General features: G+C 74.1%; 10 protein-coding genes. 3 read left to right on the top strand and 7 right to left on the bottom strand.

Annotated features, from left to right (window positions below; translation table 11 throughout):
* Positions 1–227 precede the first annotated feature (227 nt).
* The 5 genes from ACOOHE_RS11225 to ACOOHE_RS11245 all read right to left on the bottom strand — a co-directional run bounded on the left by ACOOHE_RS11225 (position 228) and on the right by ACOOHE_RS11245 (position 6,156).
* Positions 228–2,576: a carboxypeptidase-like regulatory domain-containing protein gene (locus tag ACOOHE_RS11225; protein WP_420454169.1), complete on the bottom strand. Its 2,349-nt coding sequence runs from the start codon at positions 2,574–2,576 to the stop codon at positions 228–230.
* 18 nt (positions 2,577–2,594) lie between these two features.
* On the bottom strand, positions 2,595–3,263 hold the full coding sequence (locus ACOOHE_RS11230) for a fumarylacetoacetate hydrolase family protein (RefSeq protein WP_420454170.1): 669 nt from the start codon (positions 3,261–3,263) through the stop codon (positions 2,595–2,597).
* A 175-nt stretch (positions 3,264–3,438) separates the two neighbouring features.
* A complete protein-coding gene (locus ACOOHE_RS11235) occupies positions 3,439–3,948 on the bottom strand; it encodes an HNH endonuclease (RefSeq protein WP_420454171.1) in 510 nt (169 codons plus the stop codon).
* A 171-nt stretch (positions 3,949–4,119) separates the two neighbouring features.
* Positions 4,120–4,572: a DUF2147 domain-containing protein gene (locus ACOOHE_RS11240; protein ID WP_420454172.1), complete on the bottom strand. Its 453-nt coding sequence runs from the start codon at positions 4,570–4,572 to the stop codon at positions 4,120–4,122.
* A 135-nt stretch (positions 4,573–4,707) separates the two neighbouring features.
* Positions 4,708–6,156, bottom strand: a complete 1,449-nt coding sequence (locus ACOOHE_RS11245; RefSeq protein WP_420454173.1) for a YfcC family protein — start codon at positions 6,154–6,156, stop codon at positions 4,708–4,710.
* 65 nt (positions 6,157–6,221) lie between these two features.
* Between ACOOHE_RS11245 and ACOOHE_RS11250 the strand changes: the two genes are divergently transcribed.
* The 3 genes from ACOOHE_RS11250 to ACOOHE_RS11260 all read left to right on the top strand — a co-directional run bounded on the left by ACOOHE_RS11250 (position 6,222) and on the right by ACOOHE_RS11260 (position 9,788).
* Complete coding sequence (locus ACOOHE_RS11250) at positions 6,222–7,232, top strand: tetratricopeptide repeat protein (protein ID WP_420454174.1); 1,011 nt, start codon at positions 6,222–6,224, stop codon at positions 7,230–7,232.
* A complete protein-coding gene (locus ACOOHE_RS11255; RefSeq protein ID WP_420454175.1) occupies positions 7,232–8,011 on the top strand; it encodes a DUF4292 domain-containing protein in 780 nt (259 codons plus the stop codon). The genes ACOOHE_RS11250 and ACOOHE_RS11255 overlap by 1 nt, the downstream gene beginning before the upstream one ends.
* Before the next feature lie 271 nt (positions 8,012–8,282).
* Complete coding sequence (locus ACOOHE_RS11260) at positions 8,283–9,788, top strand: murein hydrolase activator EnvC family protein (protein ID WP_420454176.1); 1,506 nt, start codon at positions 8,283–8,285, stop codon at positions 9,786–9,788.
* An 18-nt stretch (positions 9,789–9,806) separates the two neighbouring features.
* Here ACOOHE_RS11260 and msrB read toward each other — a convergent pair whose 3' ends face one another.
* Positions 9,807–10,196, bottom strand: coding sequence for a peptide-methionine (R)-S-oxide reductase MsrB (gene msrB, locus ACOOHE_RS11265; protein WP_420454177.1), 390 nt, complete (start codon positions 10,194–10,196; stop codon positions 9,807–9,809).
* A 92-nt stretch (positions 10,197–10,288) separates the two neighbouring features.
* Positions 10,289–11,815, bottom strand: a complete 1,527-nt coding sequence (locus ACOOHE_RS11270; RefSeq protein ID WP_420454178.1) for a Vms1/Ankzf1 family peptidyl-tRNA hydrolase — start codon at positions 11,813–11,815, stop codon at positions 10,289–10,291.
* Positions 11,816–11,867 lie beyond the last annotated feature (52 nt).

Consider the following 11,867-nt stretch of genomic DNA (forward strand, 5'->3'; position numbering starts at 1 on the left):
AGGCGGGGATCCATACGGTCCTGCTCGTTGGCTCGGCGCCGCATGGGTCCCCGCCTGCGCGGGGATGACTAGTAGAGTTTGGCTGTCGATTTGGAGAACGGCTAGAAGTCAGCGACCCTGCCGTCGAAGGGAGACAGCTTTCCGACCTGGGAGCGCAGCGACTGGGGGGAAGCAGGGGGTCCGTGCTGAGATCCCCGCCTTCGCAGGGACCCGGGTTTGCGCAAGCCCTAAAACAGCCGCGCGATGCCGGCGCCGACCACAACGCCGGGACCGTCTGTCAGCCGGTAGGTCACGTCCAGGCGGAGCGGGACGTTGAACCCGAGCCCCAGCGACGCGCCGACCTCGTGGTGGACGAGCCGGGCCTCGGTCCGCGGGGCGCTGTCGAAGCCGCTCCCCCAGGCGTGGGCGCCGTGGACCTGGAGCGACAGCCCGAGCGGGGCCGCGCCGCGCCAGCCGACGAGCTCGAACGGGACGCTCCGGAAGTCGTGCTCCCACGCCACCAGCGCGTACTCGCGCACGAGGGCCAGCCCGGACCGCGCCCGCAGCGACCCGAACGTCGACAGCCCCGCCAGCGACCCGTCGATCCCGAACGCGCGCGTGATGGGCAGTGGGCCGGTCGCCGCGCCGGCCGCCAGCCGGAGGTGGAGCGTCGGCGGGAGGAGCCGGCGGCGCAGGACGGTTGGCTGGGACCAGCGGACCTCGCCCTCGACCCGGCCGTACTCGCGCGCCTCGACCGGCGCGAGGCCGTCCCACCGGCGCCCGCCCTCGACCCAGAGCGAGGCGGCGCGCTGGCCGGTGAGCCCCAACGGCGGGCCCTCGGCCCACGACCCGATCCGGAGCTGCACGCCCGCCCTCGCTACCCCGTTCGGCACTGTCGCGACCGTCGCGGGCGACAGGTCGCCGGTGAGCGAGAACTCGGTCGTGACCGGGAGCGCGTCGTACTCGTCGAGGGCCGCCCAGACCTGGGCGTGGGGGAACGGGGCCTCCTGTCCCCACCACCCGGCCCACGCCCACCCGCCCAACCGGCCGACGTAGTCGAAGTAGTCCTCCCCAAACGCCAGCGCCGACAGCGAGTTGGTCCGCCGGTCGACCCAGGTCGTCCGCCCTAGCGTGGCCACGTCGCGGTGGACCTCGGCGCCGACGAACGCCTCGGTCGACAGCCGTGAGACGACACCGAGCGACGCGATCACGTCCTCGAGCCCGGTCTCGTACCCGACTCCGAGCGTGGCGCTGTGGCCGGCGAGCCGGGCCGTTCCGAAGGCGTTGACGACGGCGCCCTCGACGCGGTTGTACCGGGCTCCGAACGACCGGCTGAACCGGAGCCCGCGGGGCGGCTCGCCGCTCGACGCGCCGGCGACCGAGATCGAGACCGGGAAGAACCGCGCGAGCGGCCCGGTCGGGCGGAACGCCTCGGTAAGCGACAGGGTCGAGTCGACGTCGACGAGGGCCCGCTCCTCCTCGGCCGACAACGGGACGACACCGGCGACGGGCAGCGCCCGGGCCACGCTCGCCGAGTCGACCACGGCGCCCTCGCGCTCGAACAGCGAGTCCGGCACGGCCACGTTGGCGGCGTAGTCGGTGAACCGGCTCGCGACGGCGAACCCGATGTCGGGGATCCGGATCAGCGCCGTGCCGGCTCGGCCGCTCGCGTCCATCCGGAAGTCGGCCGGGAGCCAGACCGGCTCGCCGCCGACGTCGAGGCCGAACGACGAGAACTGCTGGTCGAACCGGACCTCGAACTGGCGGACGACGGGGAACTGGACGGCGTCGCTGAGCCCGGCCGAGACGGCGATCATCGCGTCGGCCTCGACCAGGACGGCGAGCGTGCCCCGGAAGCCGGGCTGGAGCGCGCTCCGCGGCTCGAACGACAGGTCGACGACGAGGTCGGTCCCGAGCGCCCGCGTCCCGACGATCTCGAACCGGTAGAAGCCCAGCGCGTCGGTGCTCGTCGGGCCCATCAGGTCGAAGCCGCCGAACGCCACCTCGTCGTCGTAGAGGTTGAGCGTCTGGTCGGCGGCGGTGAACAGGTCGAGCGGGACGGCGTCGAAGTTGCCGGTCCGGTTGACGCCCTGGACGACCTCGCGCGTGCCGCGCTCGCGGTCCCAGAACGCCAGCGTCTGCGCCTCGATCACGCCGACGACCTCGCCGGCCGCCCGGATCGTCTGGCGCGTGTACACCTCGGCCCGCCACGTGTCGAGGGCGGCCCGCCACCGCGCCTTCCGCTCGATCACGCGGCGCATCAGGGTCTCGGCCGGGTTGCCCGCCGTCACCACGGCCTCGCCGAGCGTCGCCACGGCCGGCGCCAGCGCCAGGTCGAGCCGTCCGCTGCTCGGCACCGCTCGCCGGGCCGTTTCGTAGCCCACGAACCGGACGACGAGCGAGTCGGCGCCGACGGGGACCGTGAGCTCGAACGTGCCCTCGGCGTTCGTGATCGTGCCCCGGCTCGTGCCCGGCACCTGGACCGTCGCCGCGGGCAGGCCGTCGCCGGTCGTCGCGTCGGTCACACGCCCTCGGACCGTCGTTTGGGCGTGGGCGCCCAGGGCGAGCAGGACGAGGGCGAGCGGAGCCAGGCGCATCGGAGTCGGAGGGGGACGTCAGCCAGACGCGGCCTGGGACCGCACGGTAACCGTCAGCGCCGGAAAGCCGGTGATCGTCGCCACCAGCGTCTCGCCGGGGTGAACCGGCCCGACGCCCTCGGGCGTCCCGGTGTAAATCAGGTCACCCTCTTCCAGCGTGAACACCGACGAGAGGAACGCCACGATGCGGGCGACCGAGAACGCCATCAACGACGTCGACCCGTGCTGGCGGACCTCGCCGTCGACGGTGAGCGTCACGTCGAGCGCCTGCGGGTCCGGCACACTGACCGCGTCGACGAGCGGGCCGAGCGGAGCGAACGTGTCGAACCCCTTGGCGACGCTCCACGGCTTGCCCCCTTTCTTGGCCTCGGCCTGGAGGTCGCGCGCCGTCATGTCGAGCCCGACGGCGTAGGCGGCCACGTGGCCGAGCGCGTCGGCCGGGTCGATGTCCTTGCCGGCGGTCCCGACGACGGCCACCAGCTCGACCTCGTGGTGGACATCGGCCGACTGGCGCGGGATCACGACCTCGCCGCCGTCGGCGACGAGCGCGGTCGACGGCTTGAGGAAGACGACGGGCTCGTCGCCCTCGCGCCCGCCCATCTCGATCACGTGGGCGACGTAGTTCCGGCCGATGCACAAGACCTTGCCGGGCCGCACCTCGCGGCCGTCGGGGAGGGAAAGGGTCATGGGGGACTGAGGACTGAGGACTGAGGACTGGGGACTGGGGACTGGGGACTGGGGACTGGGGACTGGGGACTGGGGACTGGGGACTGGCAAGATGCCCGTCGCCAGCAGAGGCCGCCACCTCCGTCTCTGCCATTTCCCATTTCCCCGTTCCCAGTTCCCGCGAGCGCCAGCGAGCCTAGGCGGCGAACAGGAACGGCTTCCACGACTCCTCGCCGGTCCCGATGAGGTCGCGCATGTACATGACGTGGCTCGGGCGGAACGGCCGCGAGCGCATCGCCATGCCGGCCTCCTCGGGCGTCCGGTTGCCCTTGCGGTTGTTGCACGGCGTGCAGGCGGCGACCAGGTTCTCCCACGAGTCCGGCCCGCCGCGCGACTTCGGCACCACGTGGTCGATGGTCAGCCGCTCGGCGGCCCCGCAGTAGACGCAGCGGTGGCCGTCGCGGCGGAGCACGTTGCGGCGCGTCAGCAGCACCTTCCGGTACGGCACGCGGACGTAGCGCTTGAGCCGGACGACGGTCGGCCACGGGTACGAGGCCCGCGTCGAGCGGAGCGCCCGGTCGGACCGGGCGGCCACCATCTCGGCCTTGTGCAGGAACACGAGCCCGACGGCCCGCTCGACGGTGCACACCGAGAGCGCCTGGTAGTCCTGGTTGAGCACCAGGACGTGGCCGCCGAGGACGTTCACGACGGGACCGCCCGGCGGGCGGTCGGCGGCGGCGAGCCGTGGGGGGACGACGTTGGGAAGGCGGTTGGGCGGAACGCGGCCGGCTCCGGCGCCGACGGCACCGCGATGATACGACGAAGCCCCCCGGCTGCCAGCGCAGCCGGGGGGCCTTAAATCTTCCCTAACGCCGAGCTACGACGCGCAGTTCGAGGCCGCCGCGCGGCGCCACGTCTGCGAGCGCCCGAGCGCCCGGATGCCGACGTAGCCGCGGAGGTAGAGCCGGTCGCTGTTGCCATCGACCAGGTTCATGATGCCGTTGTACGTCCGGCCGCTCTTCGGGTCGATGATCCGGCCGTCCTCGTAGCGGTTGCCGTCGGCGCGGAAGCCGCTCATGATCCGCTCGTTGCGCAGGACGCGCCCGTTGTAGCGGTCGGCGCAATCGACGCACCGGCCGCCGTTGACCGTCAGCCGGACGATGTCGCCGACCTTGGTCCCGTTCTCGCTGTAGATCTTGACGTAGGACTTGACCGTCCCGTCCTCGTCGTCGATCGTCGCCCAGCAGCCGTCGACGGACTGGGCGAACGCGGGGGCGGCGAGCAGGAGGACGGCGAGGGCGCCGAACGCGCGCAGGAGGAAACGGGGCATGGTGCGGGAGGTGGTGAGAGCCAGTGGGAGCCGAGGGGAATCAAGCGACGTGCCAACACGGGCGCGGCGCGGACCGGAGAACGCCGGGCGAGAGCGCTTCCGTGCCCCCAGTGTACACCGTTAACGGAGCCTCGTTCAAGCGTAGCCGACGGCCACGGCCACCACGAGCGCCGTCAGCCCCACTCCGACGAGCACGAGCTGGAGCGGGAGCACCCACCGCGCCCACGTCGGCCAGGGCACGCGGGCGAGCGACAAAACGCCCATCAGGACCGCGCTGGTGGGGACGATCATGTTGGTGAACCCGTCGCCGAGCTGGAACGCGAGCACGGCCGTCTGCCGGCTCACGCCCACCAGGTCGGCCAGCGGCGCCATCAGCGGCATCGTCAGGGCGGCCTGGCCGCTGCCGGACGGGACGAAAAAGTTGATCGCCGTCTGGACGCCGAACATCGCGCACGCCGCCAGCGCCGCGCCGGCCCCGCCCAGGCCCGACGCCAGACCGTCGAGGATCGTGTCCACCACCTGACCGTCTTCCAGGACGACCAGGATCCCCCGCGCCAGCCCGATGATGACCGCCGTCGGCGCGAGGTCGCGGACGCCGGCCATGAACGCCCGCGCCGTCCCGTTCCCCCCCAACCCTCCAATCGCCCCCATCGCAATGCCGAGGGCCACGAACAGCGCGGCGATCTCGACGATGTACCACCCCGCCGCGAGCACGCCGGCCACCAGGACCACCACGCCGGCTGCGAACGCCAGCAGGACCGCCCCGTGCCGGCGCGTGAACGTGTCGCCCGCCTCGGCCAGCACGCTCCCCTCGCGGTCGGCGTCGAGCGCGTGCACCGGGCTCCGCGACGGGTCGCGCCGGACGCGCCGCGCGTGCCACAGCACGAAGCCCGTCACGACGGCCGTCACGATCACCCACAGCGCGATCCGGAAGCCGGCCCCGCTGAACAGGGCCACGCCGGCGATCCCCTGGGCCACGCCGACCGTAAACGGGTTGAAAAAGGCCGCCGCGAAGCCGGCCGCCGAGCCCAGGAACGGAATCGCCGCGCCCGTCAGCGAGTCGTAGCCGAGGGCGATGGCGAGCGGGACGAAGATGAGCACGAACGGGATCGTCTCCTCGGACATCCCAAAAACGGCCCCGCCGAGCGAGAACAGGCCCATGAAGAGCGGGATCAGCAGGACGTCCAGCAGCGGCGACCCCTCCGCGGCGGCCACCACGCGCCGCAGCCCGGCGTCGACGGCGCCGGTCTCGGTCAGCACCGCGAACGCGCCGCCGACGAGGAGCACGAACGCGATGATCGGCGCGGCGTCCTCATCGGTAAACCCCAGAATCGGCGCCTGGAGGACGATGGCGACCGAGTGCAACAGCCGGTCGCCGACGCCCTGCTCGTCGCGCTCGACGCGCTGGTACGACCCCGGGACGACCACCTCGCGCGTCCCGACGCCCTCGACCTCGATCTCGGCCCGGGCGTACTCGCCCGGCGGGACGACCCAGGTCATCGCCGCCGCGAGCACGATGATCCCGGCCAGGATGAGCGTCGTGTCGGGCGCGCGGAAGCGGGAGGCGGTGGGGAGATCGGCCATGGAGCGGGGTACGAACCGGCCCGAAGCTAGCGTTCGGCCGCCGCTCTCCCGTGCGATCTTCCGCCATGCGCACCGCTGTCCTCTTGGTCCTGCTCTCCGCTGGCGGCGTGGCCGCTCAGACTGGCGCTGGCGCGGCGCGGAGCCAGGGCCGGTTTGTCCGCGCCTTGACGTCGCTCGCGCTGGAGGACTACGAGCGGGCGGCCCGGTCGCTCGACGAGGTGCTCGCCCAAGCGCCCGACGACCCGACCGTGCTGGCGCTCCGCGCCGAGGTCGCCGGCCTGATGGAGGCCCCGGCCGACGCCGTGTACTACGCCCGCCGGGCCACCGACGCCGCGCCCGACGACGCCCGCGCCTGGCTCGCGCTCGCCTCGGCCTTGCGCGCCGCGAGCCAGCCAGCCCAAGCCGCCGACGCGCTCGACCGGGCCCTGGCACTCGCGCCCACCGACCCCGACGCGCTCACGGCCGCCGCCGACCTCGCCGCCGAGCGCGGCGACGCCGACGCCGAACGCCGAGCGCTGGGCGCCCTCGTTCGCGTCGGCGACACCGTCGCGGCGCGGCTCCGGCTGTCGGCGCTCGCCGAGCAGGCCGGCGACGCCGACCAAGCGCTGGCGCACGCTCAGGCCGCCGCTCGGCTGGCGCCCGCCGAGCCCGCCGTGATGCGCCGCCTCGCGGACCTCCAGCGCGGCCCGGTGGCCACCGCCCCCGCAGCCCGCCCCACGAACGGGGCCGACGGTGCCGGCCTCTTCGCCGCCGGCCGGTTCGCCGAGGCTGCCGACGCGCTCTTGGCCGAGGTCGATGCCGACCCGCGCCGAGTCGAGTCGTGGGCGCTCGCGCTCCAGGCCCTCGCCCAGACCGCTGACCCGAGAGCCGGCGCGACGGCCGACGACGCCCTCCTGCTGTTCCCGACCGCCCCCGCCGTGCTCGCCGGCGCCGCCGAGGCCTACGGCGCCGCCGGCCGCACCGACGACGCCCGCGCCGTCGCCCAGCGCGGCCTCGACGCCCTCGACCTCCTCGGCGACCGCTTGCCCGACACCGACGCGCTCCGGGTCCGGCTCGACGCCGTCCTCTCCCGCTGATGCTCCGACCCGCCCTCGCCGCCCTCGGCCTCCTTCTGATTGCCGGGTGCGGACCGACCGGCCCGCTCGTCCGCGACGCGCCCGAGGGGCCGGCCGCCGGGTATCCCAACCACTCGGTCGGGACGATCGTCGAGTCGGTGGCCGCCTCGGTCGCCCCGATCCTGAGCGTGGCCGCCGACGGCGACGTGCGGATCGATCAGGACGGGAGCGACCAGAGCGCCACGTTCAGCCTGCGGACGCGGCTCGGCGACAGCACGACGGTCGTCGTCCGCGGCCCGCTCGGCATCACGGCTGGTCGCGGGCTCGTCACGGCCGACTCGGTGTTCTTGGCCAACGCGCTCCAGGACGAGCTGGTGATCGGCCCGCTCTCGGCCGCCGACGCCATCGTGCCGGGCGCGAGCCGCGACGGCCGCGTGGTCCGCGCCGCGCTCGGCCTGCTCGTCCCCGAGGCCGACGTCGCGTGGTCGCTCACGGCCCAGGACGGGACGTACCAGCTCACGGGCCGCCTCAGCGACGCCAGCAGCCGGGCCTACACCGTCGACCCGTCGGTCTGGCGCGTCGTTCGCGTCGTCGAGTTCGGGCCGGACGGGCGGCAGGTCGGGGTCCAGACGGCCGAGGCGTTCGACACCGTCGACGGCGCCGTGCTGCCGCGCCGGATCCGGCTCGAAGGGGCCGGGACCGTCGTCGAGTTGGAGCACCGCCGGCTGGCGGTGAACCCGCCCGACCTCCGGCTCCGGTTCTCGCGGCCCGAGGGCTACCAAGTCATCGAGATCCGCTAGCACGGCTGGTGCTATGAAGGAATCTGCCTCCTCAACCCCAAGCCGTCATTCCCGCGCACGCGGGAACCCATGCGAGGCCGCACTCGACCGCGGGACCGTATGGACCCCCGCGTGCGCGAGGATGACGGCATGGAAGGGGGAGGACCGACGGCGTCGCCGACGCCGAACCGGCCCCACGGGAGGTCCACTCATAGCACCAGCCGTGCTAGCGCGTGAGGCGGCGACCGACGCGCGCTCTTTACCTTGGCCCCTCCCGGCCGACACCTCCGCCATGCTCCGCGCCCTCTTGCTCTCGTGCCTCGTGGCCGGGTCGGCCCTCGCCCAGGACCGGCAGGCGACCGAGCGGCGGCTGACGACCCTGCGGAGCCAGATCGAAGGCGTCGAGCGGCAGGTCCGCCAGACGCGGGGGAAGGAGATGTCGGAGCTGCGGGCGCTCGAAGGGCTCGACGCCGAGGTCCAGCTCCGCCAAGAGCTGGTCTCCGGCTACCGCGGCCAGATCGGGACGATCCGGACGGAGACCGAGACGCTGCGCCGGTCGATCGAGCGGTTGGAGACCGAGATCCAGGACGCCAAGCAGTCGTACCGCGAGCGCGCGCGGCACGCCTACATGCACGGCCGGCGGAACGCGCTCGCGCTGATCCTGGCGGCCGGCTCGGTCAACCAGATGATCGTCCGCGCCCGCTACCTCCAGCAGTTCGCGGGCCGACGCCGGAGCCAGGTCGAGCGGATCGCCCAGAAGACGGGCGAGATGCGGACGCGCGAGCAGGCCGTCCGGACGTCGCTCGAGGAGACGCAGCGGCTGCTCCAGCAGAGCCAGGCCGAGCAGGCGCGGATCGCCGAGAGCCGCCGCGAGCGGGCCGCCCTCGTCACCGACCTCCGCTCGCAGCGGGGCCGCCTCGAACGCGAGCTCGACCAGCGGCGGACCGACGCCCAGCAGCTCGCGGGGCTCGTCCAGAATCTCGTCGCCGAGGAGCGAGCCCGGGCCGCCGAGGAGCGCCGACGCCAGGAGGCCGCCGAGGCCGAGCGCCAGCGCCAAGCCGCGGCGGCCGAGGCCGAGCGGATCGCCGAGGTCCAGCGGCGGGCCCGCGACGCCGAGCGGCGGGCCCGCGAGGTCGAGGACCTCCGCCGCCGCCCGGAGCCCCGCTCGGCCGCGCCGCCGCCGGCCGCGACGCCAGCCCCGCCGACGGCGTCCCCTCCGGCCTCGTCCCCGGCGTCGCCCCCATCCGCGTCTCCGCCCGTCGCTGTGGCCGAGCCGAGGCCCGCGGCCCCGAAGGTCCGCCCGGCCCCCGCCCCCCGTCCTACGCCCGCGGCGCGGCCCGCGCCGACGCCCCGGGCCGCGCCGCCGGTCGCCGAGAGCCGGTCGGTTGACCTGACGGGCTCGTTCCGCCAGAACCGAGGCCGCCTCCCCCGCCCCGCCGACGGGGCCGTGACCGGCCGGTTCGGCTCGCGCCGCGACCCCGTGACCAACACGACCACCAGCTCGCCCGGCATCGACATCTCGACGGCGCCCGGCGCGCCGGCACGGGCCGTGTTCGAGGGCGTCGTCCAGCGCGTCGGCACGATCCCGACGTACGGGACCTACGTGATGGTCTCGCACGGCGAGTACGTCACGCTCTACGGCAACCTGTCGCAGGTGGCCGTCCGCCAAGGCCAGCGGGTCCGGGCCGGCGAGACCATCGGCCGGGCGGGGACGGCGGCCCAGCGCCGGGGCTCGCAACTGTTCTTCGCGCTCTACCAGGGCGGGACGGCCGTCGACCCGACCGGGTGGCTCCGGTAGCTCGGCGGCCGGGCCGGCTCAGGCCCGGTCCAGGTCGAGCGCGGCCGAGTTGATGCAATAACGGAGCCCGCCCCGGTCGCGCGGCCCGTCGTCGAAAAGGTGGCCGAGGTGGCCGTCGCACGACGCGCAGACGGCCTCGATGCGGACCATCCCGTGCGACCGGTCGTCGCGGAGATAAACCGCGTCGCCCACGGCGTCGACGAAGCTGGGCCACCCGCTCCGGCTGTCGAACTTGTCGTCGCTCCGGAACAGCGCGGCGCCGCAGCCGGCGCAGCGGTAGACGCCGTCGGCCTTCTCGTCGTGGTAGGCGCCGGTGAACGCGCGCTCGGTCCCGCCCTCGCGCAAGACGCGGTACTGCTCGGGCGTGAGGCGCTCGCGCCAGTCGGCGGGGGCTTCGTTGTCGGTCATGGGTAGCGGCGGGTCGTTGGGAGAAACGGTGCGTCGGTCGGCCGCTCGACGGCCGGAGCTCCTGAGCCGCTCCGTCGCGGGAGGTCCCACGGTCAGGACCCGATGGCGAAGAGGGCGACGATGAGGAGCAGCACGAGGACGAGCCCCCCCCACACGACGACCTTCGAGGTGGACCCGCGTGCCGTGTCGGGCTCAGTTGCCACGGTGGACGGAGGGCGGTCCGATGCGCGCGTTTTGTCCGTGACGGACACCGGCTCCACGGCCGGCTCGGCGACTGGCGGCTCGGCGACTGGCGGCTCGGCGACCGACGGCTCGGCGACCGGCTCCACGACCGGCTCGGCAGTTGGCTCCGTGGCCGGCTCGGCGACCGGCGGCTCGGAAACCGGCTCGGCGACCGGCGGCTCGGTGACGACCGGGGTCTTGGGAGCGGACCCCTCGGCCTCGTCGGGCTCGCGCTGGTCCCGCTCCTGCTCGGCTCGCGCGCGGCGCTCGCGCTCCTCTTGCTCCGCGTCGTTCTCGGCCAGCGAGTACCGGAGCAGCGCCGCCACGCCGCCGACCTCCGTGAGCGCGTCGAACGGGTCCGCGAAGTCGACATCGGCGCCGGTGCGGGTGGCCTGCTCGGTGAGCGCCTCGACCAGGTCGACGCGGAAGACGTCGGACGAGCCGCAGACGCCGCACGTGGCCGGCGTCCCGTGCGCGACGTGCTCGCACGCCCGGCACTTGGTCCCAGCGATCTCGGCCTCGCGGTCGACCAGGACCGCGTCGGCGCGGGCTTCGGCGAGCGCCTTCAAGACCGACGTCGCGCCGAAGGCGGCCAGGCCGGGGCCCATCCCCTGCTCGCGGATCGCGTGCCACAGGCTCTGCTCGGCCTCGCGCTCGCCGGCCTCCGCGATCTCGGCCGCCGCCTCCAGCGCTTCGGCGTCCGTCGCGTTGCCGTCGACCGACGTTGAGCCGACGAGCTTCTCGCGGAGGTCGGTCCGCAGCGCGTCGCGGACGGCGTGGACCGGCTCGTCGGAGCCGATCAGGACGAGCCGGGCGAACGGGCGCTCGTCGGCGAGGGCGGCCAGGCCGGCGGCGACCTCGGTCGCGTAGCCCTCGATCTGCTTGTCGCGGCGGCGGGCGTAGCGCTTCTGGCTCCACCCGCCCTTCTTGACCCGGTTCTTGACGTCGCCCCGGACGCGGCCCTCCTCGTCGACCTCGTCGGCCGAGACGAGGTAGATCCGGGCCTTCTCGTTGTCGAGGACGACGGCGGCGTAGGTCTCGTGCTCGTCCAAGAGCTCGGCCGCCGGGCGGAGGTAGGGCGCGTCGCCCATCCACACCTTCGTCCCGACGGGCTCGGGGAGCGCGTACGCCTGGCGCACGTCGGCGGCCCACGACGTGTAGACGGCGAGCGCGCCGTCCGGCGTCGCCTTGTGCTCGGCGACGAGCTCCCGGGCCATCGTCAGGCTCTCCTCGAAGTGCTCGAGCTCGGCCGGCTGGTCGGCCAGGAGCGCGCGGATCCGCTCGAACCGGGGCTCCAGCACCGACGGCTCGTCGGTCGCGTCGAGGTAGACGGTGAGGAAGGCACGCTCGGGGCCGGAGAGGTCGGCGAGGACACGGAGGGTGGCGGCGTCGAGCATGTGCGAGGTGGGGGAGTGATGCCAAATCCGGCTAGGGACGTTCCTCTCCGCT

This window comes from Rubrivirga sp. (assembly GCF_965213695.1).
GTDB lineage: Bacteria > Bacteroidota > Rhodothermia > Rhodothermales > Rubricoccaceae > Rubrivirga.

Coding starts and splice junctions, on each gene's coding strand:
- ACOOHE_RS11225 (WP_420454169.1), bottom strand. CDS start 2,576: ATGCGCCTGGCTCCGCTCGCCCTCGTCCTGCTCGCCCTGGGCGCCCAC.
- ACOOHE_RS11230 (WP_420454170.1), bottom strand. CDS start 3,263: ATGACCCTTTCCCTCCCCGACGGCCGCGAGGTGCGGCCCGGCAAGGTC.
- ACOOHE_RS11240 (WP_420454172.1), bottom strand. CDS start 4,572: ATGCCCCGTTTCCTCCTGCGCGCGTTCGGCGCCCTCGCCGTCCTCCTG.
- ACOOHE_RS11245 (WP_420454173.1), bottom strand. CDS start 6,156: ATGGCCGATCTCCCCACCGCCTCCCGCTTCCGCGCGCCCGACACGACG.
- ACOOHE_RS11250 (WP_420454174.1), top strand. CDS start 6,222: ATGCGCACCGCTGTCCTCTTGGTCCTGCTCTCCGCTGGCGGCGTGGCC.
- ACOOHE_RS11255 (WP_420454175.1), top strand. CDS start 7,232: ATGCTCCGACCCGCCCTCGCCGCCCTCGGCCTCCTTCTGATTGCCGGG.
- ACOOHE_RS11260 (WP_420454176.1), top strand. CDS start 8,283: ATGCTCCGCGCCCTCTTGCTCTCGTGCCTCGTGGCCGGGTCGGCCCTC.
- msrB (WP_420454177.1), bottom strand. CDS start 10,196: ATGACCGACAACGAAGCCCCCGCCGACTGGCGCGAGCGCCTCACGCCC.
- ACOOHE_RS11270 (WP_420454178.1), bottom strand. CDS start 11,815: ATGCTCGACGCCGCCACCCTCCGTGTCCTCGCCGACCTCTCCGGCCCC.